Source organism: Chryseobacterium edaphi, assembly GCF_025628985.1.
In the GTDB taxonomy this organism is placed as follows: domain Bacteria; phylum Bacteroidota; class Bacteroidia; order Flavobacteriales; family Weeksellaceae; genus Chryseobacterium; species Chryseobacterium edaphi.
Window position 1 is genome coordinate 100,117 of the sequence record NZ_JAOTEM010000006.1, and the last position, 21,809, is coordinate 121,925.

The window sequence follows — 21,809 nt, forward strand, 5'->3', positions numbered from 1 at the left end:
ATGGAAAAATTAAAAAACTATATTCACGGCGAATGGGTTGAAGGAACCGGAAACGGAATTCCTTTGTACAACGCTGTGACGGGAGAGCAGGTTGCCATTTCAGATACAGAAGGGCTGAATTTTGAACAGGCTCTCGATTATGGAAGAACAGTAGGCTATAAAAATCTTTCATCCATGACGTTCTACGATCGTGGGGAAATGTTAAAAAAGGTTGCGCTGTATCTTTTGGAAAGAAAGAAAAAATATTATGATTTATCCTATAAAACCGGTGCAACTCATGCAGATTCATGGGTTGATATTGAAGGTGGTTTTGGAACATTTTTCACGTACTCAGGATTGGCAAAAAGAATGCTTCCAAATACACCGTTTTGGGTAGATGGGGAAACTCAGAAAATTTCTGCTAACGGAACTTTCTTAGGAACTCATATTTTAACACCAAGTGAGGGTGTTTCTGTACAAATCAATGCATACAATTTTCCGGTTTGGGGAATGTTGGAAAAACTGTCGACTTCTTTGTTGGCGGGTGTTCCTTCAATTGTGAAGCCTTCGCCTTATGGTTCTTACTTGACGAATGCTGTTTTTCAGGATATGATCGAAAGTGGCGTTCTTCCAGAAGGTGCGCTGCAACTGGTTTGCGGTGAGCCCGGAAATATTCTTGATTATGTTCAGGATGGAGATTCCGTTCTGTTCACAGGTTCCGCGACGACGGGTAGAAAATTAAAATCTTTACCATCCGTTTCAGGAAATTCTGTCCGTTTCAATATGGAAGCCGATTCACTGAACTGTTCAATCCTTGGATTGGATGCAAAACCGGGAACGCCGGAATTTGATTTATTCATCAAAGAAGTTCGTACCGAAATGACAACTAAAGCCGGACAGAAATGTACAGCAATCAGAAGAATTTTGGTTCCTGAAAACTTAATTGGTGATGTTCAGAATGCTTTGTCAAAAGCTTTAGACCAGACAAAAATTGGAAATCCGTTAAGCAGAGAAACGAGAATGGGGTCTTTGGTTGGAAAACAGCAGTATGACGAGGTTTTAAGAAAAGTAGATATTCTGAAAACTGAAAACGAACTGATTTATGACGGAAAGCATGAGCTTGTAGATGCAGATTATGACAATGGCGCATTTATGTCTCCGAAACTGTTTTTAAATGACTCTCCATTTACCAAAAATATCTCTCACGATGTCGAAGCTTTCGGTCCGGTTTCTACGCTGATGCCTTACAAAGATGCGGATGAAGCGGCTGCTTTGGCTAAAAGAGGAAAAGGAAGTTTGGTAGGTTCAATCGTTTCTCACGACGAAAAATTCGTAGCTGAAACCTCATGGAAAATGGCTTCTCAGCACGGAAGAATTTTCGTGTTAAACAGAGATAATGCAAAAGAAAGCACAGGTCACGGTTCTCCGCTTCCGACTTTGATGCACGGAGGTCCGGGAAGAGCCGGTGGTGGCGAGGAAATGGGCGGACTGAACGGTCTTCATTTCTTCCTTCAAAAAACAGCCATTCAGGGTTCACCGGATATTTTGACGGCGATTACAAAAGTGTATCAGCAAGGCGCTGAGAAAAAATATTCAGACAAACATCCTTTCCAGAAATACTTTGAGGAAGTTGAGGTTGGAGATTCTCTGGAAACAGCAGGAAGAACGGTTACTGATGCAGATATTGTGAACTTCTCCAATGTTTCGTGGGATCATTTCTACGCTCATACAGATGCGACAAGTTTATCAGGAACGATTTTCGATAAAACGGTAGCTCACGGATACTTCATTCTTTCTGCAGCAGCTGGATTGTTTGTTTCAGGCAAAAAAGGTCCTGTTATCGCCAATTACGGATTGGAAAACTGTTCGTTCTTCAAACCGGTTTATGCAGGAGACACGATTACGGTTTATTTAACGGCAAAAGAAAAAATCAACCGAGGTGTGAAAGGAAGAAATATTCCTTCAGGCGTTGTAAAATGGTTGGTTGAAGTAGTCAACCAAAGAGATGAGGTGGTTTGTGTAGCGACAATTTTAACATTGGTGGCAAAGCATTCTCCATTTATTGATTTTAAAGTTCAGAATATTCAGAAAAAATTAAATGCTTTAACTGAAAATACGCAACCCATTTTCGGAGATTTCACCCCGCAATTGATGGTTGAACATTTGGAAGAGGTCCTAAGAAATGGATTCGGCGATCTGAAGCCGGACGATTTTGATGAAATTCCGGAAGAAAAATTAGAAAAACTTCAGGATTGGCTGTACACCGACAAAAAGATCCGTCCGGGAGCACAATATCCTTTGTGGAAAGAAGGTGAAGTTCCACAGAATAAAAATAAAAATCTGGATGCAGCTAAAACTCAGCTGGTAGAAACACTGAAAGAGTTTACCGTCTATTTCAAGGAAAATCCTTTTGCGGAACATTATAATCCACGATTCGGACATTTAAATAAAGAGATGATGGAGCTTTTCCAGAGAAAGCATTTTACGCATCATTTTGAGCAGTTTGGATTGATTTAATTCAAAATTAAATGATAAAATTACATTCCCTTTTAGCTTTTGTTGAAAGGGATTTTTAGTATATTTAAATATGAAGATTTTAGTTATTTCTATTGTAATTATGCTTGTGGTTTTTTCCTGTACGAAAAACAATGAACAAAAGACAAATGCTTATTTCTCGGAAGAAACGTTTGTTGACAGCTTAAATGTGGGTTTGAAAGGAAAAACCAAAGTTGAGATTGAGAATTTTCGAAATGACGGTACAGAAGACAATCTGATTATTCTGAATTTTTATAAACAAGACAGTGTTTGGAATTTTAAAAAGCAAAAAAATACTGGGAATGTATGGAAACAAACTAACAGGTTTTATTTTGATAAAGATGGAGTTACTGGCATCGACGCTGAAATTTCAGATTTTAACAACGACGGATATAAAGACTTCTTATATGAAAGCGGAATTGCAGCAAGAGGAGGTAATGTTATTAAGACATTGTTTATTTATAATCCTGAAAATAAGGATTTTATTCATATTAAAAATTCTGATGATTATCCCAATTTGAGTTTTAATTCCAAATTGAACTGTGTTAATTCTCTTATTCTGACAGGATCTACGACAACGCTATTTCTTAAAATCAAAAAAGATTCTTTAATTGAATTTGCAAGAGTTGATGTTTCAGATAAAATATTGGTAGAAGAAAGAGATTCATCAGGAAAATTTAAAGTAATTGAAGAGAGAAAATTTGACGGTAACGATGAAAATTTCTATTCCGGATATTCAAATTACAAACCATTAGAAAAATGATTTAAAAAATTATCTCTTAAACTGAAGATACAGATTTTATTTCTTGAATAAATTATTAAACTTTTTTTAAAATAATTCACACATCTTTTAAACAATTTGGAGTGATTTAATCAAATAAATTATTGATATTTGGGGGGAAGTTTATATTGCTTCTTTTTTAAACAAAATATTATGGAAAAAGAATTTTTTAAGGATTTCGACTTCAAAGGTTTTTGGAGTGAGTGCAGCTATTCTGCAAGAGATTATATTGGGGATATTCCTGATGATGAAATGATTGATTCTGTTGAAAAAGAACTTGGTTACAAACTTCCGGGCTCTTACATACAACTGATGAAATCGCAGAATGGGGGATTGGCAAATAAATCAATTTTTCCTACTAATGAAGCAAATTCCTGGGCAGATGACCATGTTGCGATCACGGGAATTATGGGAATTGGAAGAGAAAGAATTTATTCTCTTTGCGGCGAACGAGGCAGCAAGTTTATGATTGACGAATGGGGATACCCTGCAATCGGAGTGTATTTTGCAGACTGCCCTTCAGCGGGACATGATATGGTTTTGTTCGACTATTCAAACTGCGGTAAAGATGGTGAGCCGGAAATTGTACATGTAGATCAGGAAAATGATTTTAAGAAAACTTTTTTGGCTAAAGATTTCGAAACCTTCGTTAAAAATTTAAAAGCCGAAGAAGAATTCGAGACAGAGTAGTATGTTTCGAAAAACCTTTGCTGATAAGGTAGTTGACTTTAATAAGAATCTACATTATTCAGGGAAGCTACCCATAGACTTTCTGGTTCTGAATCCCTATCTAAACAATCCTGAAACGATAGAAGTGATGCAGAAGTTTTATCAGAAATATTACGACGACTATCATCAGAGAAGATTCATGATCGGTATCAATCCGAGTCGTCACGGAGCAGGAGTTACTGGAGTTCCTTTTACCGATACTAAAAGACTTGAAAGCGTTTGCGGAATAACAATGAAATCTGCTCACACGCACGAAATTTCTTCCGTTTTTATATACGATATGATCGCAGCTTACGGCGGAGCTGATCTATTTTACAAAAATTTTTACATCAATTCACCATTTCCTTTGGCAATTATCAGGAAATCAAAAGGCAATTGGGTCAATGCCAATTATTATGATGACAAGTCGCTATTTAATGATGTGAAAGATTTTATGATAGAATCATTACGAAAACATATCAGTTTAGGTCTTGATGTTTCTGAAGTTTTTGTTCTCGGCAAGAAAAATGCGGATTTTATTTCTAAATTAAATTCTGAAGCAAAATTATTTGGTAAAATGACGGTTTTGGAACATCCAAGATATATTCAGCAATATAAATCGAAAGAAAAAGATTTGTATGTTGATAAATATATTTTAGCGTTGAAAAATCTGATCATTCAATTAATTAAAATTTAAATCATGCCTTGGAATCCAGAAATCTACAATCAATTTAAAAATATCCGTTATCAGCCATTCTTTGATTTGATGAATTTAATTTCATCTGAAAATCTGACAAAAGCAATCGATATTGGATGCGGAACTGGCGAACAAACTCACATCTTATCTGAAAGATTTGAAAATGCCGATTTTCTAGGAATAGATTCTTCTGCGGAAATGCTTGCTGAAGCCGATCAGTTTCAGAATGCGAGACTTCATTTTAATAAAATCGCTGTTGAAGATGTTATTAAATCAGAAGAAAAATTTGATTTGATTTTTAGCAATGCCGCTCTACAATGGTCAGATGATCATCAAATTTTGTTTCCAAAATTATTATCAATGTTGAGCGAGAACGGACAGTTTGCCGTACAAATGCCGGTACAATCAGACAATACTCTGAATCAGATTTTATTTAAACTCGCTTCGGAAGAGCCATTCAAAACACAACTTCAAAACTGGAACCGAGTGTCACCGGTTTTGAGTACGGATGAATATGCTCAGATAATGTTTGATGCAGGATTAAAAGATTTGAATATCTCTGTAAGAATATATCCAATTATTGCAGACGATGCTGAAAAGCTTTTTCAGTTTATTTCGGGTTCAGCCTTAATTCCTTATTTGGAAAGATTGAATGAAGAAGATAAAAAGAAGTTCATTTCAGAATACAAGAAAAGAATTGGCGAACATTTCAGGAGATTCCCGGCAATTTATGCTTTTAAGCGTTTGTTACTTTATGGGAAAAAATAAATTTCTTTAGAAAAAATAAAAACCTTTGAGGGAGTTCAAAGGTTTAATCATTCATGTCATAGAATCATAATATGAAAACTATTTTCTTAAGTTTTCATGGCTGATAGTTTTGTCGGCAGACCGGAAATCTTCGTCAATTTCTAATCTGCAAATTATGATTAAACATTACTCTCATCACTTAGTTTTACTTAATCATATCACAAAGAAACAATTTTTACCGTGATAAAAGATCAGTATAAAATACCAAATTGGGCATTCAGTATTTATACGTAATGTTAATTTTGATCAAATTAAATTAAAGCTTCAAAGGAAGATCGTAGATTCCGTTCACAACTGCAAAAATAACGAGTCCGACAGTGTTTTTGGCACCGATTTTATCTAAAATTCTCTGACGGTGACTTTCAATGGTTCTTGGGCTGAGAGAAAGTTTTTCGGCAATTTCCTGATTGGTGAGTTCTTTACAGATTAGCTTCACAACTTCTTTTTCACGGTCAGAAAGTTCATCTCCGGTTTCAAACAACCCTTTGTTTTTTTGAGTGTCATTGAGGTACGATAATAACATATTGTGATCTTCGGTAGTAAAATAAATACCGTTTTTATGAACCTGAGTTATAGCTTCTATAAAAGTTTTTTTGTTCGAATTTTTAGGAAGAAATGCAGAAACTCCTAATTTCACCATATATCCCAAAACGCTGCTTTTGTAATGGGAAGAAAGGATGATGATTTTTAGTTCAGGATATTTTTCTCTCAGAATTTCTACCAATTCAAAACCGTCCATTGGCTGCATCTGAATGTCAACCAAAGCAATGTGAGGAAATTCTTCACGAGTAATTTTAGTTAAATTTTCCAGAAAATCGTTCCCATTATTGGATGTGATGGTTACAGAAATGCTCTTCTCCATAGAAAGCAGCATTTTCACACCTTCCAGAATCAGCTCTTCGTCGTCTACGATGGCAATATTGGTAATCATGAGATTGTTTTTTGCTGAATTTTAATAATGAGTTGAGTTCTTTTTCCGATTGTATTTTTCCATTTATAATTGGCGTCAAGCGATTGCAGGCGAGATTCTATATTTTTAATGCCCATTCCTCTGTTCATCTCATCATAAATGAAGCCATTTCCGTTATCTTTGATAATTACTGCAAGATTTTCAGGATTATCTTTGATGTAAATCGTAATTTCTGTTGCGGTAGAATGTTTGATTACGTTGGTTGTAAATTCCTGAATAATTCTGTAAAGCTGAACTTCAGTAAAGACATCTTTTTTCCGGTATTCTGAATTTACATTTAAATTTATTTTTATCGTTTGTGAGAGGTTCGTGATCAATTCTTCAATATATAAAAGGAGTCCAAGCTTCTCAAGATTTACAGGATAAAGTGAGTGAGAGATACTTCTGGCCGAATCGATCAGTTCGGAAATCTGCTTTGAAATGATTTTTTCAGCTGCTACTTTGTTTTCTGCGTCTAGATTATGAATCCATAAAGAAAGAATATTAAGCCGGTTTCCGATATCATCATGTATCAAGACGGCCATTCTTTTTCGTTCTTCTTCCTGTATGAGAGTTCCTTCCAGAGCAAGATTTTTCTGATGCTGAATTTCTAACTCGTGCTGCCTGTTTTTTTCTTTAATAATGCGGTCTGTAAAAAGCTTGTAAGCCAACAATACGAAAGCCATAATTATGACCAAAGCGATAATTAAAATAATAAAAAAAACGATATTTAAGCTTACTTCTTTAATTTTGAAAATGTATAAATAAATGATGTATATAAAACGCAGGTCAGCATATTATTGATTCCCCAAATAAGATAAGCGTGTTCTGCAACCATATTTCCCAACTGATTGTGCAGGATAAAAATAAAAGCCGAAACAGCATAATACAAAAATATCAAGGCATCAACGGCAATAAAACGGTCGTCTGAATTTGTTTTTCTAATTTCCTGAAGCAAAGAAATTCCGGCAAGCACAAAAATTATGATATTGGAAACCACCTTTACATGGTCATGATTCAGGTCTGTCAGGAAAACTTGTACGATCAGATATAAAATTCCAAGCATCGGAATAAGTATCGATAAAAATTTTGGAAGATTTAATTTTTTAATAAATAAAAAAGTCAGGATAGAAAAAATTCCGCCAATGTAAAAGGGATAGATTGAGTTTGTCTCTTTTGCGTCAAAAAAATCTACTGAGATCGTGACAGAAGCTTCGATCAGAAAAGTGTAAATCAAATAGTAAACATACCATTTTTCATAGGTATGCAGTTTTTTGTACTTCAGAATGCCAAAAATTGAGGCAATCAAAAGAAAAACATAGCTTAGATAAATGGATGAGTAGAAAAAAATCTTCATAAAGAAGTGTTGTTGTTTGATAATCAAAGGTATATGTAAATCCGCATTGTAAACGATTCATATACTTTTGATTTATCTATAAAATTATAGAAATAAACGGCTTCATCAAAATTATAGTCAGTGTTTTTTACTAAATTAATGTTGTTTTAATGCAATTTTAATAAAAATTTCAATAATAACTCGTTATTCTAATTAAATCATAAACGGTAAAATAAACGGTAATTAATCAGATTAAACTATTTTTGTAATAAATAAATCTCAAACTATATTTAAAAAAAGAATGAACGATTTTGTAACATCAGAAATTAAAAACAATATTGCCGAGATCACATTCGGAACTCAAAAAAGCAATGCTCTTCCAGGTGAAATTCTTGAAAAATTGGCTCAAACCATTTTAGATGAAGGTGCCAAAAAAGAAGTAAAAGCGATCTTAGTAAAAAGTGAGGGCGAAAAAGCGTTCTGTGCAGGTGCAAGTTTCGACGAATTGTTAGCAATCGAAGAACTTGAAGCTTCCACAAAATTCTTCGGAGGTTTTGCTAAAGTTCTCAATGCTATGAGAAACTGCGGCAAAATTGTAGTTGTAAGAGTTCAAGGAAAAACAACAGGAGGTGGAGTAGGATTGGCTTGTGGAGCAGATTATTGTTTTGCAACCAAAGATTCGGCTTTAGCTTTAACTGAAATCAATCTGGGAATCGGACCTTTCGTAATCGGACCTTATGTTGAAAGAAAAATCGGAAAATCTCAGTTTTCTGCAATGGCAATCGATGCAGATTTCAGATCGGCAGATTGGGCAGAGCAACATAATATCTATCACTCAGTTTCAGAAAACATAACTGAGATGGATTCAAAACTTGAAAAGTTCCTGTGTACATTGGCTTCAAGAAGTGAAGACGCTTTAGCTTTAATCAAAAAAGTTTCCTGGGAAGGTACAGAGTATTTTAATGAATTGATGCCTGCAAGAATCCACATGAGTGCAAGTTTGATCCTTGAAGATTCTGCAAAGAAAAACATCGAGGCAATCAAAGAAAGATTGCGAGCAAAGTAAAATAAGGAAAAGGCACTGTATAAAAAGGGTGTTTTCCCTTTAAGATCTTGCTTTCGGGTAAAGTAGTTTTGTAATCAAATAATTTATAAAACTTTTTATTATGAAAGCAAGATTTTTTTTATGTCTTATGACAGTCGCAACTTTAGTTTTTAGCTGTAAAAATGACGATGACGAAGCTGTACCACAACCTGAAGCATTTACTTACAGTGCTGTGACGGGGATGAGTACAGGAACTACTTCTGTTGCAGGAACAAGTGTTCCGGCAGGATATAACTGGAGCGAAGTAAAAGCGCCACAAAGCACTTGGGGATTAAACGGAACAATCACTGATCGTATGCTTGCAGACGATTTTCAGGTTCCTGCGGGTGAAAAATGGAACATACAGAATTTTTATTTCTATGCGTACCAAACCGGTTTTTCTGGTGCATCATTACCGATAAGCGAGTTTTATTTTGAAATTTATTCATCTGATCCTTCTGTTGCAGGAGCTGTGAAAGTCTATGGCGACACAACTTCCAACCGATACGCCTCATCCGAAGAAACCAAGTGGTACAGAATTCTTCAAGGTCAGACAGATAATACGACCAGAAAAATTTATAAAATGAAAATAAATGCGCCGGATCTTAATCTTACCGCCGGAACCTATTGGATCAAATGGGGTTCCAAAACTTCTACCGGAACTCATTTCTACCCGCAGTTCCCTCATGATGCATCCAAAGTAAACAATGCACAGCAGTTTGTAGTGGCTAGTTCTACATGGGTGAATCTGGATGACGGCGGACAAAGAGTAAGTTTCCCATTTGAAATTTCTGGAACTAAACTTAAAAACTAAAAACCAAACTACATCAGATCACAAAAAAGCCATTCTGGATTTCAGAATGGTTTTTTTGGAATAAAAATGATTTCACTATTTCCTTTCGTATTCGTATTTTAATAAAGAATATAAAACAGAATCTTCAAAAATTCCATCAACTAAATAATGTCCACGCACAATTCCTTCTTTGGTAAAGCCAAAATGATCTAGCAATTTTCTTGATGGCGTGTTGTTTTCGTCAATCAAGGCTTCAATTCTGTTGAGTTTCATTTCGCGAAAGCCAAACTCGATTACTTTTTTGAGCGTTTCTTTCATATAACCTTTATTTTTAAATTCATCAGAGTTCAAATCATAACCAATTTCCGCACGACAATGTTGAGGATTCCAGGTATGAAAACCACAATTCCCAATGACCTGTGAACTCTGTTTATGAATAATTTTGAAATTCATCATTTTTTGGTTGTAAGACTCATAGCCATACTGATAAATTTTTTTATGTCGGGCGAATTCCTCTTCACTTGTAATACCCAATATATTTTTAATCTCGTTTTCGCTTTTCGTTTCAAAAATTTGATTCATTGTTTTTGAATCCATTTTTTGAAGAATTAAACGGTCGGTTTCTATTGTTTCGAATGTCATTTTAATTTAAATTTTCACCACTGAAGCCACAACAATTTTGAGAGTTCCCAAAATGGAAAAGGTTTTATTTTGCTCACTTTTGAACCTTAAATTGTAATTAAATCATTTGTTTCTTTTGCGGTAAGTTTTTTATTTTTTAAGTAAATTAATAGATACAGTTGCCAACTCAGAATTCGGGAATTTTCTGAATAGTTCCTTATCAATATTCAATCCAGTTTCTAAGCAGATTTTTTTGAAAACATCGACTTCTAGAATATATTGATCCGAAAATCCGTGCGTCGCTTCATAAGCCGTTGCAGGAGTTTTCCCTAAATTTTGGCTCGTAAGTTTTGAGTCTAAAGAATGGAGTTCAATAATTAAAAGTCCGTTTTTTCTGATGTACGGAAGCCAAAGTTCAAGATGTTCTTTTAAACTTTCTTCCACGAGGTTGTTAGGAAGTCTTTTTCCACGATACGCAAATGCTCCGGTTGAAGTGCTGATTCTTTCTGACTGGCTGTTTTCAGGAGCTTTCCAGACTCTGTTGTGATCGAGGAAAGTTCTGATATTCAGTAAATCTGAAAGGTCAATCTCATAATTTTCTTTTAAATCTTCTGCCAATTGTTGAGGATTTCCAATATCTCCCCAAATTACTTTCGCCCAAATGTCATTGTTGATGAGATTGGCTCTTGTTACTTTCAACGCAGCCTGATTGTAATCTGCACCCACTAAAAATAAGGGATGTTCTTCAAGCATTTTCCCGCGCAAAGTGTACCTTTCAATGGTTTCAAAGATATGCTGAATAAACGCTCCGTTTCCGCAACCCATATCAAGAACTCCTTTCGGTTGCAGATGAATAGGCTGGTTAAAAATCTGAATGATAAAATCATTGGCCACTTTAAAATAATTGGAATGTGATCCGCCACTTCCCCAAACATTCATCGCTCTGTCTACATGAATTTCATCTTCACCTTCCGAAATTTCTCTTATTTTTGAAGGATTTCCAAACAGAAGTTCATCCATTTTATTTAATAACGGAAGATAGGAAACTGTAACTCCGTAAGATGCGGCTCTTTTGGCAAAATAAATTCCTGTTTCGGTAAATTTATAATTGTCTCCGGTTTTTTTAAACCATCCTAAATAAGTAAGAAAATCTAAAATCACCTCAAAATTCTCTGAGTTTTTATGAAATTCTGCTGCTTGAAAAGAAGTTTCCATAAAATATTTGTGAAACATTCCTGTCATTCCCAGATAAACGATAACCGGACCAATCATGCAGCCTTCAATATGTTTTAAAATTTGCTCCTGAACATTTTTTTCTTCCAAATCTTCAGAAAATTGAATTCCAAAATTATTTCTGATGGAATCGCTCAATTGTGTAAATTCTTCAATGAAAGAATTTTGCGTAATTTGATTTTTAATATCCGTAGAGAGCTTCAGAAAAGGAATTACTTTTAGATAAAGCGGACTGTATTTTTGAAGCAATTGAGTGTTTTTATTTGTCGAAACTAAAATTTCGTCTTTCTGATTTTCTACTTGATAATTTAAAAAACCTTGCGAAGCCAATGTCCGAATTGCTACATTCAAGTAGCCTTCATTTGCTTTAAACTCTTCAGTAAGTTCAGTCAGAGAAATGTTTTTACGTTCAATAATGAAAGCTATAATTTCTTTTTTCAAGAATGAAATGACAACAGGAGCGGTTACAACACCATCTAAATGCCTGAAAATTTCTGAGCGCAAAAGTTCTTTATCCATGATATATGTTTTTTCTAAAGTTAACAATTTGAACAAATTATTTGAAGAAAAGTTTTGCTATTTGAAAATAAAATATAACTTTGCAATTCAAAGTTCTTTTATATGGAATCGAAAAACTATCGCGAAGACTTATTACACATCCGTTCTATGATGGAGCGATCTTCACGTTTTATTTCATTAAGTGGTTTGTCCGGTGTTGTTGCGGGATTGGCTGCAATTATCGGAGCGGTTTATGTCTATTTTGTTTTCCAAAGAGAAGGAATTGATTATTTTGACGGCGACAGAAATATTTTCGGTAAAGAACTGGTGAGTGAACTTGTTCTAATCGGAGCCGTTATTTTGGTAGTTGCAATTTTAAGCGGATATATTCTTACTGCCAACAAAAGCAAAAAGAAAGGATTGAAAATCTGGGATGCAACCACGAAAAGGCTTTTAATAACATTCGCAGTTCCTTTGGTAACGGGTGGATTATTTTGTCTCGTATTGCTTTATCATCATCTATTTGTTTTGGTAGCACCTGCAACATTGATTTTCTACGGATTGGCCTTGGTAAGTGCAGAAAGATATACTTTGACAGACATAAAATATTTAGGATATTGTCAGATTGTTTTGGGATTACTTTCCTTCCTTTTTCTAGGATGGGGATTGGTTGCATGGACAATCGGTTTTGGGGTTTTGCACATTGTATATGGTTTGATTATGCATAAGAAGTATAAATAGTTAGTTAGTTAGTTAGTTAGTTAGTTAGTTAGTTAGTTAGTTAGTTAGTTAGTTAGTTAGTTAGTTAGTTAGTTAGTTAGTTAGTTAGTTAGTTAGTTTTTAAAATATATGAGTACTATAATTTCTTTTAAATATTTGATTGTTTGGCAAAAATCTCATGAACTTGTCTTATGTATTTATAAGGTAACCTCTCAATTTCCGAAAGAAGAAACTTATGCATTGACGAGCCAGATTAGGAGAGCAGCAGTTTCCGTTCCTGCAAATATCGCTGAAGGATTTAAAAAGAAAACGTTAGCAAATAAATTGAATTTTCTTTCACATTCAGACGGTTCTTTAGAAGAGGTAAAATACTATTTAATTTTGGCTAAAGATTTATCGTATATCAGTTTAGAAAAATATTTGGAACTAGAATTGTGCTGTGAAGAAGTTTCAAAACTAATAAGCGGTTATGCTAAAAACATGAAAAATTATTATAATAACAAAGCAACAAACACTCAACAAAAAAATTAATCAGTTTAAATAACTAAAAAACTGATTAACTGTATAACAAATCAAACTTGTAATGATTAACATCAGTCAACTCAATAAAGAATTCGAAAGCCGTGTAAGATTGGGCATTATGTCCGTTCTTATGGTGAACGATTGGGTTGATTTTTCTGAAATGAAAAGTTTGCTGGAAATCACAGATGGGAATATGGCAAGTCACAGCAATGCTTTGGAAAAAGCCAATTATATCGAAGTTAAAAAAGAATTTGTCGGAAAAAAACCAAAGACTTCGTACAGGGTGACGCAATCCGGAAGAATTGCTTTCACACAGCATTTAGACGCATTAGAAAAATTAATAGGAAGATAAAACTATATTTTTTTGAAAATTAACTTTGAATTGCAAAGTACTTTAATAAATTAAAATATAAAAATTATGATGACACAAAAACAAAAAACGACGTTCATTTATGCTGCCCCTGCAGTTTTACTATGCATTCCACTAATAGGAAATGTTGTTTCTAAGGAATTTGATTGGTCGGCAAGTGATTTTGGAATCGCTGCGGTTCTATTATTTGGAACTGCTTTTCTGATTGATTTGATCCAGAGAATTGTCAAAAACAAAACTTATAAGATTTTGATAAGTGCAGCAATTGTTTTGTTACTTATTCTTACTTGGGTAGAATTAGCGGTCGGTCTATTCGGAACTCCTTTCGCTGGAAATTAAGAATCTGCCTAATCCCTTAAATCTGCGAGATTTTAAAATTCAAATTTCACTAAAATAGATTTACTAAATGACCAGAAAACATTTCCTTAAGCGGCTATTACAGCTCTCTGCGGTCGGAGCTTTACCCATTTTGTATTCATGGCAAGTTGAACCTTTCTGGGTAGAATTTGTCGAAAAAAAACTTCCCATCAAAAATTTACCTGAAGAATTGGACGGGAAAATTCTGATGCAGATTTCAGATTTGCATGTCGGAAACCGTTTTGACTGGAATTTTTTGATCGAATCTTTTCAGAAAGCGCAACAATTTAACCCTGATTTTGTGGTTTACACTGGAGATTTCGTCAATCATGGAACTCCGGAAGATCACGAAAGTCTTGGAAAGGTAATGAAAAAAGCAATCTACGGGAAGTTGGGAACTTTCGGAATTCTCGGAAATCACGATTACGGAAAAAACTGGAAAGATCTTGGTTCTTCAGAAACGATTTGCGAAATTCTTGAAAATTCTGGTGTTACGATGCTCAAAAATCAACAAATAGAATCACATGGTTTGAATATAATCGGCTTCGATGATCTTTGGTCACCCAACTTTGATCCGATGGAAGTGATGAAAGATTATGATGCTTCAAAAGCCAACCTTGTCCTTTGTCATAATCCCGATGTTTGTGATAAAGATGTCTGGAACGGTTACCAAGGCTGGATTCTCAGCGGACATACTCACGGCGGACAATGCAGAATTCCGGGAGTGATTACACCTATTCTTCCTGTCAATAACAAAAAATATGTCTCAGGCGAAATCGATCTGGGAGACGGAAGAATGCTCTACATTAACCGTGCAATAGGACATTCGTTTCAGGTGAGATTTATGGTGCGCCCGGAGATTGCGGTTTTTACTTTAACTCAAGCTTAAAACTATTAATATGAAAAACGAAAACATTCTTTCAATAGGTAAATTCTTCTTTTGGATTCCATTCATATTGGGAAACATCTGTCTCTTCGGTTATTTGATTTCTAAAAATGATCAATTCGCAGTTGCTGGGTATCTTCTTGTAATTTTTGGAACAATCATTAATCTATTACTCATCCTAGGATTGATCACTTATGGGTTAGCTGATACATCTCAATTTAAAATTTGTATGAAAGCATCATTAATTATCTGCATCAATATTCCCATCGCAATTTTATATTTCTATATAGGAATTTCTCTAATGGGATTTTAATTATTTAAAACATACAATATGAGCTCATCTTCAAATCTGACAAAATTAGAAATTAAAGAATGGTGGAGTGATAAGAGAGGTATCTATAGTTTAGGATTAATTTTATCGGGAATTATCGCATTTATCCTTTATGTGATTGTTGGTGTGAATCTTATAATGCCTTATGATGAAGATTTTGATATTACATTATTTACAATTGTTTTCCAGGGGATAGGCTATTTGATAATGATTGTTTTTGCCAATTTATTTTATTCTTTAGGTGTTACACGCGACCTTAATTATAATAAGGAAAATACAAATGACTTTCGGAAAAATCTATTCAATTTAGGATTCGGGTCTTCTGTTTCTTTACCATTTTTAGCGCCATTGTGGCTTCTCATATTATATTTTTTAGAATTTTATTAATACATAAACTATGAAAAAAGTACGCGTCAAATTTCTGCTGTTCGTTTACGACAAAACTCAGAAACTCTACAGAAAATATTTCAAAAAGAAAAAAAGACAATGGCAGTTTAATGAAAAGCAATTGCTGGAATTTCAGGAAGATTCTTTGGGAAGAAAATTGGGTGAGTTTTACAAACGCCACGGTTTTACAATGATTCCCAAAATGGAAAATCACGATGTGCATCATCTTATAACAGATTGCGGAACCAACTTTGAAGACGAGATCGCCATGCAGTTTCTCCTTTTGGGAAACGGAAAAATGAATGCTCATCTTCTCGCTGCGATAGGTTTAGGAATTGTGATTCTCCCCGAATATTACAAAATGTACATCAACGCCTACAAAAAAGGTCAGAATATGAGAGCGTTTTATCATATCAATTTTGAAGAACTTCTGTGGCAGAATTTTGAACATCTCAAAGACTTTTTCAGAAACAAAGAAACTAAAGTCTTCTATTAACCTCAACCTCAACCCTAGCCTTAAGCTCAACCTTAATCTCAAAACTCATGAAAACACATCATTATATATTTCTTACAACCGCTTTATTCATTATCTTATTTTATGATGAAAACGTTGGTCTCAATCTCGGTATTTTAGGAATTGCCTATTCTTTGTTAACGCTTTTCAAAACTCCTGAAAAAAACAGAACAAAAACTTTTCTGATTCTTCTGGTGACAAGTGTACTTTCAAGTATAGCTTTTGCTTGGTATGGGGATTTCCCTTCATTGTTAGCGGTTGTAATTTCACTTTTATTGCTGTCTTATCGTTCAAAAAACAGAAGAATGAAAACTCTTTTATTGATTCCTGTTTTTGTAGTCAACTGCTTTACTTTTATCTGTCGGTTTTTCAATTTTGATTCCTGGATTCCGAAAACAAATACTTCGGGACTTTGGCAGAAAACTTTAGCATTTATATTGATTCCATTGATTTTGATTTCTATTTTCTTCGGAATTTATTCTGCCGGAAGTGATCATTTTGCAAGTGTTTTCAGCGATTATGAACTAGATCTTAATTTCTGGCAACTATTAGCAATCACTATTTTAGGATTTTTCATTGCGTTCAACTTTTGGAATTATTCGGTTGAAAAACTAATTTACAAACAAAATCATATTCTCGAAAATGAATTTACAGAGAAAGATAAAATTCAGAAGCCGACTTATTCTTTTTTAGATTTAAATTCTGAAAGAATGAGCGGCGTGATTTCTCTTTTTTGCTTAAATGTCTTGTTACTTGTATTTATTTTTACTTTCAATTACGAGCAATTTATAGAAGTTCCTAAAACAACCATTCAGTTGGGAGAAGAAACTCACGAACGGGTAAATGTTGTCATTTTATCAATTATTATGGCGATTCTTGTAATTATGCTTTATTTTAAAGGTGGTTTTAACTTTGATAAAAAAGCAGGACCATTAAAAATATTGGCTAAAATCTGGATTTTGCTAAATGTCATTTTAATTGTTTCAGCGTCTGTAAAAAACACTGAATATATAATGAATATGGGCTTGACCTATAAAAAAATGGGTGTTTATGCTTTTCTTACTTTATCGCTGATTGGCTTGATTCTTACATTCATTAAAATTCAAGGTAAAAAAACGAATGCTTATCTGATTAACTCAATGAGCTGGTTTTTTTATGGAACAATTTTGGTTTGCAGTTATATCAATTGGGGCGGAATCATTACTTCTCAGAACATGAAAAGAAAAGATTTTGCTGTCAATTATCATTTAACTTCAATCAATTTCAGTCAAAAATATTTGTTGAAATATGCAGAAGATAAAGGAAACAGCCAACTGAAAAAAGACATTTTGGAAAGAGTGAAAAATGAAAGATCAGAAACTCTCCTGTCAAAGATCCTTTATTATGAAACTATTCAAAAATAATATATAAGATCACTTTGATAACCAAATTAAAAGTGATTTAAGACCAAAATTTATTTTATTATGAAAAAAGCAGTCTTACTATTGATACCGTTAATGATTTTGTCATGTAAAAAAGAAGCTCCGGTTTCTGAAACTACGAATAAAGATTCTGTAATTGTAAGCGAACAGCCTGCTCAAAATTCAGGGTTTGATTCTGTTGATCAGGGTCATAGAGATTCTGTTATCAATAATGCGCCGGCAACGAAAGAGGTTTTACGGACAGGTGTTGCAAGGGAGGAAAAGGATAGGGTAATTGTAAGATTGGCGGACGGAGAACGTCTTCCGTTTACAATTGGTGAAGAATTCACAGAAAAGCATGACAAACTGATTCTGAAAATTTCAAATTTCAGTAAACCAAAAATAACTGCAAAAATTTCTACCAAGCAGCAGGATTTTAATATAAGATTCAATCAAATACAACTTCCGGACGGTAAAATGGATGGTCCTTTTTCGAGAGAGATTACCTATGATGTTCCAAAATCTGGCGAAGTGTGGTTGATTATTGGTAAAAATCTTATGGCAGACGGAAAAACAACGGGAAGCTTTTCGGTAAGTGTAGAATAGATTTGGTATAATTTCTGCAACTCAAAATTCTACAATCTAATTGAATAATCATGGAATCGCCAATGTGATAACATGAGACAATTAAAATAAATCTACTTATGAAAAATATATTTTCAGCAGCCATCATAGCTTCAGCAGCTTTGGTGAGTTGCGGAACCGTTCAGTCGGTTATTCAGAATACGTTTCCTTACACGGCAAATGTTTTGGTTTCGACAGGAGTACCTGCAAATAAGGAAGTTTCTTCAACTGCTACAGCTACAAACGTTCAGACATGGTTTGGCGGAAATAACAATGCGCAGATCAAAGATGTCAGAATTTCTGATGCAAAAATATCGGTAGTTTCTCCTACAGGCGGAAATTTAAGTGCTTTGAAATCTGTAAAAGTTTACATTTCATCCACTGGAACTAATGAAAGACTTGTAGCATCAAGATCAGATATTTCGTCAAGTTCATCAAGTTTAAATTTGGATTTAAATAGCGATAACGGATATTTGGATGAAGTTGTTAAAAGTACAGGTGTAACTGTAAGAACAGTGTACGAACTGAAAAATCAAACGTCTTCTGATATGAATCTGAAGGTTGCTTTGAATTTCAGCAGTGTACCGGTAAGATAGATTACTTTAATAAATTAAAAAAAGCTTTCTTAGTTTGAGAAAGCTTTTTTTTATATATCGATAATGTAATGTTATTTGATTCTGTAAATAGATAAATCTACTTCTACGGTGTTTAAAAGATCCAGAGTAGCAATACCTGTTCTGGAAATGCCAAATTGTAGTTTATCACCTGCAGTTAGGCTGTAAAGGTGGCTAATCTGTGATTGTGTTAAACTTAAACTTAATACTACAAGATTAGCCCCGCTGAAACCTTTGGAATCCAAAATTGTGTAAGTATTGGATCCTAATGGAGCTTTTCGGATATTTATTCCTGAAGAGGTTAATACTGCAAGATTCAAACCGGTACCTTCTTTATAACTATAATTAATTTGATAAATACCAGTAGATGGAACCGTATAAATACCGGCCGCCATTTGAGACGATGAAACCTGTACGGTAGTGTTACCAACGGAAGGCACAGTTGAATTGTTTGGTGTAAATGTGAAATTTCTTTGTCCTGAACTAATCAATGTCAAGCCTAGAAGACTGAAATCACTTGTAAATTTAGCTGCGTAAACTCCGTCACCAGTTACGGTTGAAGGAGTGGCGGGACCTTCCTGTATTACGTTCCAGAGACCTGTACCTGTTCCGTTTGACGCAAAAGCATCATAAACAAAAAGCCCTTTAGTTAAAACTGCTGAGGTTTTCGGATCAGTTGTAGCAGTTACAGATTCTGTGACATAAACAATTGCTCCGTTCTGCGCTGCTCCGTAGGCGGCTGATTTGGCTCTTAGCTCGTCTCCTGTGAATCTCGGTGGAATAATTCCGTCAGCTTTGGTTTGATCTGTTCTTCTTTCAACATGTAAAGTTGCTTGAGGATCGGTTGTGTTGATTCCAACTTGCGCAGTGATGCTATATCCAAAAAATGGGAAAATTAGCATGAAATAATAATTTTTCATAGTCAATAAATTTTAGTTTTGGTTTTTTTAAATTTAGCTAAAAAATATTGTTAATTCAAAAATTCGCTAATATATTTATTGAATTTATTACATAATATTAATTATGATAAATATATGCTAATTATTACTTTTTGTAACTAATGTGTGAAATATGACTATGATCATACGATTTTACCATTTAACAATGTGAATTCTAAGAAATTTTCCCCGAAAAAGGACTTAAGGTGTTAGATTTTTGTAATCGAATCCATAACAATGGTTACCGGACCGTCATTTATTAATGAAACTTTCATGTCTGCTCCGAATATTCCGCTTTCGACTTTTAATCCTGATTTTGTAATTTCATTTTTAAAATAATCAAATAAAGGAATTGCTTTGTCTGGTTTTGCAGCTTTGATGAAAGAAGGACGGTTGCCTTTTTTGTAATCGGCAATAAGTGTAAATTGACTGATGCAGAGAATCTCTCCGAAAATATCTTTTACAGAAAGATTGAGCTTTTCATTTTCGTCTCCGAAAATTCGCAGATTTAAAATTTTTTGAATCAACCAATCAGCATCTGCTTTTTCATCGTTTTCGTCGATTCCGATCAAGAGCATGAGTCCTTTTTTGATTTCCCCAACTGTAATTCCGTTAACTTTTACACTTGCTTCAGAAACTCTTTGAATAACGGCTTTCATTTAATAATAAATATTTAAATCTTTTGTTGCAGGGTTATAATTATAAAGGTAAGTTTTCGGAGGAACGTTTGCAACCGCAGTTGGATCTCCGGTTAATAATAACCATTCTGCATTGTCTTTAGGGCAAATTATGCTTAATCCGTTTTTTACCTCGAGAGTTGTGTTATTGTCAGGGCAAATGTGTGGTGCATTTCTGTCATAAGCCATAAATTGAGTGTCTGATCTTCTTACAACAATTAGACCTCTTGTTCCTGTGCTGCCTTCTAAATTTAAATAAATCCAGCCGCCAGTTTGATTCAAATTATTGTAAGCAGGGAGATTTAGGTTGATTGATACGTTGACAGGAGCATTTGGGAAGCAACTGACGGTATCTTGAGTGTTGCATGAGTTTAGGTTTAATAAACTGAAAGTCAACAAGATGAAAATTGATATGATTGAGAAAGTTTTTTTCATTAGAATATAAATTTTTATATATTTGTAAAACAATAACGATTAACGCGCAAAAACATTGTCCGACAAATGTCGGATTATTTTTTTATACTAAAACAAAATTTTAAAATTATGGCGAGCTATGTAACTAAGGAAGGATTAGAGAAAATGAAAGCCGAGCTTGAGCAATTGGAAAAGATAGAGAGACCAAAAATTACTCAACAGATTGCAGAAGCAAGAGATAAAGGAGATTTGTCTGAAAATGCAGAATACGATGCAGCCAAAGAAGCACAGGGAATGTTGGAAATGAGAATTTCTAAACTGAAAGATATTGTTACGACTTCTAAAGTGATTGATGAAACTCAACTTGATACTTCAAAAGTTTCAATCTTAACAACAGTAAGATTGATGAATAATGATACAAAAAAAGAGCAGGTTTTCAAACTGGTTCCTGATAACGAAAGTGATCTGAAAACAGGAAAAATTTCTGTAAATACTCCTATTGCAAAAGGTTTATTAGGAAAAGTAATCGGAGAAACAGCAGAAATCGTTTTACCCAACGGAAATAAGTTGTCTTTCAATGTATTGGAAATCACACTTGATTAAAACCAAAATTTATAATTCATATCATTAGAAAATGAGTTCAATATTCACAAAGATTATAAACGGAGAAATTCCTGCTTATAAAATTGCAGAAAACGATGATTTTATTGCTTTTTTGGATGCAATGCCTTTGGTAAAAGGTCATACTTTGGTGATTCCGAAAAAAGAAGTCGATTTGATTTTTGATCTGGATAGTGAAGAGTATAAAAAACTTTGGAGCTTTACCCAGGATGTTGCAAAAAAAGTAAAAAACGCTATTCCTTGTGTAAGAGTGGGAGTTGCAGTAGTAGGACTTGAAGTTCCTCATGCTCATATTCATCTTATCCCGTTGAATAAGGTTGAAGATATGAACTTTAAAAACGAACGGCTGAAATTATCTGTGGAAGAATATACAGAAATTCAAAATTCAATAATTAATTCTTAACAAAACAAGA

General features: G+C 34.1%; 28 protein-coding genes. 20 read left to right on the top strand and 8 right to left on the bottom strand.

Translation table 11 applies throughout. The features are described 5' to 3' along the window. From paaZ to NZ698_RS18265, 5 genes are all read left to right on the top strand, one after another. Entirely contained in the window at positions 1–2,496 is a 2,496-nt protein-coding gene (gene paaZ / locus NZ698_RS18245; RefSeq protein ID WP_263004679.1) for a phenylacetic acid degradation bifunctional protein PaaZ, read from the top strand. A 70-nt stretch (positions 2,497–2,566) separates the two neighbouring features. After that, positions 2,567–3,277, top strand: a complete 711-nt coding sequence (locus NZ698_RS18250; protein ID WP_263004680.1) for an XAC2610-related protein — start codon at positions 2,567–2,569, stop codon at positions 3,275–3,277. A 171-nt stretch (positions 3,278–3,448) separates the two neighbouring features. After that, entirely contained in the window at positions 3,449–3,985 is a 537-nt protein-coding gene (locus NZ698_RS18255) for an SMI1/KNR4 family protein (protein ID WP_263004681.1), read from the top strand. Between the two features lies 1 nt (position 3,986). Continuing rightward, positions 3,987–4,700 carry an SMUG2 DNA glycosylase family protein gene (locus NZ698_RS18260; RefSeq protein WP_263004682.1) on the top strand — a complete coding sequence of 238 codons (714 nt, stop codon included), beginning with the start codon at positions 3,987–3,989 and terminating at the stop codon, positions 4,698–4,700. A gap of 3 nt (positions 4,701–4,703) precedes the next feature. After that, positions 4,704–5,468, top strand: a complete 765-nt coding sequence (locus NZ698_RS18265; RefSeq protein ID WP_263004683.1) for a methyltransferase domain-containing protein — start codon at positions 4,704–4,706, stop codon at positions 5,466–5,468. Between the two features lie 295 nt (positions 5,469–5,763). Here NZ698_RS18265 and NZ698_RS18270 read toward each other — a convergent pair whose 3' ends face one another. From NZ698_RS18270 to NZ698_RS18280, 3 genes are read right to left on the bottom strand one after another with little or no spacing between them, the layout of a single operon-like run. Continuing rightward, complete coding sequence (locus NZ698_RS18270; protein ID WP_263004684.1) at positions 5,764–6,438, bottom strand: response regulator transcription factor; 675 nt, start codon at positions 6,436–6,438, stop codon at positions 5,764–5,766. Further along, complete coding sequence (locus tag NZ698_RS18275) at positions 6,435–7,142, bottom strand: sensor histidine kinase (RefSeq protein WP_263004685.1); 708 nt, start codon at positions 7,140–7,142, stop codon at positions 6,435–6,437. Before NZ698_RS18275 ends, NZ698_RS18270 begins: the two co-directional genes overlap by 4 nt. Positions 7,143–7,192: 50 nt before the next feature. Next, positions 7,193–7,813: a hypothetical protein gene (locus NZ698_RS18280; protein WP_263004686.1), complete on the bottom strand. Its 621-nt coding sequence runs from the start codon at positions 7,811–7,813 to the stop codon at positions 7,193–7,195. 280 nt (positions 7,814–8,093) lie between these two features. Here NZ698_RS18280 and NZ698_RS18285 point away from each other — a divergent pair, with 280 nt between their 5' ends. Both NZ698_RS18285 and NZ698_RS18290 read left to right on the top strand, forming a co-directional pair. Continuing rightward, on the top strand, positions 8,094–8,858 hold the full coding sequence (locus NZ698_RS18285) for an enoyl-CoA hydratase/isomerase family protein (RefSeq protein WP_263004687.1): 765 nt from the start codon (positions 8,094–8,096) through the stop codon (positions 8,856–8,858). A 100-nt stretch (positions 8,859–8,958) separates the two neighbouring features. Beyond that, entirely contained in the window at positions 8,959–9,690 is a 732-nt protein-coding gene (locus NZ698_RS18290; protein ID WP_263004688.1) for a hypothetical protein, read from the top strand. Positions 9,691–9,765: 75 nt separating this feature from the next. Here the strand turns inward: NZ698_RS18290 and NZ698_RS18295 are convergent, their stop codons facing one another. After that, on the bottom strand, positions 9,766–10,311 hold the full coding sequence (locus NZ698_RS18295) for a GNAT family N-acetyltransferase (RefSeq protein ID WP_263004689.1): 546 nt from the start codon (positions 10,309–10,311) through the stop codon (positions 9,766–9,768). A 129-nt stretch (positions 10,312–10,440) separates the two neighbouring features. Further along, a complete protein-coding gene (locus NZ698_RS18300; protein WP_263004690.1) occupies positions 10,441–12,042 on the bottom strand; it encodes a class I SAM-dependent methyltransferase in 1,602 nt (533 codons plus the stop codon). Between the two features lie 102 nt (positions 12,043–12,144). On the opposite strand from NZ698_RS18300, the gene NZ698_RS18305 reads away from it, so the two are divergent. The 11 genes from NZ698_RS18305 to NZ698_RS18355 all read left to right on the top strand — a co-directional run bounded on the left by NZ698_RS18305 (position 12,145) and on the right by NZ698_RS18355 (position 18,728). Further along, on the top strand, positions 12,145–12,762 hold the full coding sequence (locus NZ698_RS18305; RefSeq protein WP_263004691.1) for a hypothetical protein: 618 nt from the start codon (positions 12,145–12,147) through the stop codon (positions 12,760–12,762). A gap of 108 nt (positions 12,763–12,870) precedes the next feature. Further along, positions 12,871–13,272 carry a four helix bundle protein gene (locus NZ698_RS18310; protein WP_303649286.1) on the top strand — a complete coding sequence of 134 codons (402 nt, stop codon included), beginning with the start codon at positions 12,871–12,873 and terminating at the stop codon, positions 13,270–13,272. A gap of 52 nt (positions 13,273–13,324) precedes the next feature. Further along, positions 13,325–13,615 carry a winged helix-turn-helix domain-containing protein gene (locus NZ698_RS18315; RefSeq protein WP_219242073.1) on the top strand — a complete coding sequence of 97 codons (291 nt, stop codon included), beginning with the start codon at positions 13,325–13,327 and terminating at the stop codon, positions 13,613–13,615. 66 nt (positions 13,616–13,681) lie between these two features. Further along, positions 13,682–13,972 (top strand): hypothetical protein, encoded by a 291-nt coding sequence (locus NZ698_RS18320; protein ID WP_263004692.1) that lies wholly within the window; start codon positions 13,682–13,684, stop codon positions 13,970–13,972. Positions 13,973–14,039: 67 nt separating this feature from the next. Beyond that, a complete protein-coding gene (locus tag NZ698_RS18325) occupies positions 14,040–14,879 on the top strand; it encodes a metallophosphoesterase (protein WP_263004693.1) in 840 nt (279 codons plus the stop codon). Positions 14,880–14,889: 10 nt separating this feature from the next. After that, positions 14,890–15,189 carry a hypothetical protein gene (locus NZ698_RS18330; RefSeq protein WP_263004694.1) on the top strand — a complete coding sequence of 100 codons (300 nt, stop codon included), beginning with the start codon at positions 14,890–14,892 and terminating at the stop codon, positions 15,187–15,189. An 18-nt stretch (positions 15,190–15,207) separates the two neighbouring features. Next, the gene (locus tag NZ698_RS18335) at positions 15,208–15,594 is read left to right on the top strand and encodes a hypothetical protein (RefSeq protein ID WP_263004695.1); all 387 of its coding nucleotides are present in this window, start codon (positions 15,208–15,210) and stop codon (positions 15,592–15,594) included. A gap of 10 nt (positions 15,595–15,604) precedes the next feature. Then, positions 15,605–16,090: a Coq4 family protein gene (locus NZ698_RS18340; protein WP_263004696.1), complete on the top strand. Its 486-nt coding sequence runs from the start codon at positions 15,605–15,607 to the stop codon at positions 16,088–16,090. Between the two features lie 47 nt (positions 16,091–16,137). Further along, on the top strand, positions 16,138–17,511 hold the full coding sequence (locus NZ698_RS18345) for a DUF4153 domain-containing protein (protein WP_263004697.1): 1,374 nt from the start codon (positions 16,138–16,140) through the stop codon (positions 17,509–17,511). 60 nt (positions 17,512–17,571) lie between these two features. After that, the gene (locus NZ698_RS18350; protein ID WP_263004698.1) at positions 17,572–18,114 is read left to right on the top strand and encodes a hypothetical protein; all 543 of its coding nucleotides are present in this window, start codon (positions 17,572–17,574) and stop codon (positions 18,112–18,114) included. A gap of 98 nt (positions 18,115–18,212) precedes the next feature. Next, complete coding sequence (locus NZ698_RS18355) at positions 18,213–18,728, top strand: hypothetical protein (RefSeq protein WP_263004699.1); 516 nt, start codon at positions 18,213–18,215, stop codon at positions 18,726–18,728. Between the two features lie 71 nt (positions 18,729–18,799). Here the strand turns inward: NZ698_RS18355 and NZ698_RS18360 are convergent, their stop codons facing one another. The 3 genes from NZ698_RS18360 to NZ698_RS18370 all read right to left on the bottom strand — a co-directional run bounded on the left by NZ698_RS18360 (position 18,800) and on the right by NZ698_RS18370 (position 20,796). Continuing rightward, the gene (locus tag NZ698_RS18360) at positions 18,800–19,666 is read right to left on the bottom strand and encodes a hypothetical protein (protein WP_263004700.1); all 867 of its coding nucleotides are present in this window, start codon (positions 19,664–19,666) and stop codon (positions 18,800–18,802) included. Positions 19,667–19,893: 227 nt separating this feature from the next. Further along, positions 19,894–20,343, bottom strand: a complete 450-nt coding sequence (gene dtd / locus NZ698_RS18365) for a D-aminoacyl-tRNA deacylase (protein ID WP_263004701.1) — start codon at positions 20,341–20,343, stop codon at positions 19,894–19,896. Next, the gene (locus tag NZ698_RS18370; protein ID WP_263004702.1) at positions 20,344–20,796 is read right to left on the bottom strand and encodes a hypothetical protein; all 453 of its coding nucleotides are present in this window, start codon (positions 20,794–20,796) and stop codon (positions 20,344–20,346) included. 108 nt (positions 20,797–20,904) lie between these two features. Between NZ698_RS18370 and greA the strand changes: the two genes are divergently transcribed. Then, positions 20,905–21,378, top strand: coding sequence for a transcription elongation factor GreA (gene greA / locus NZ698_RS18375; RefSeq protein ID WP_263004703.1), 474 nt, complete (start codon positions 20,905–20,907; stop codon positions 21,376–21,378). A 31-nt stretch (positions 21,379–21,409) separates the two neighbouring features. Further along, the gene (locus NZ698_RS18380) at positions 21,410–21,799 is read left to right on the top strand and encodes an HIT family protein (RefSeq protein WP_263004704.1); all 390 of its coding nucleotides are present in this window, start codon (positions 21,410–21,412) and stop codon (positions 21,797–21,799) included. The last annotated feature ends 10 nt before the right edge of the window (positions 21,800–21,809 follow it).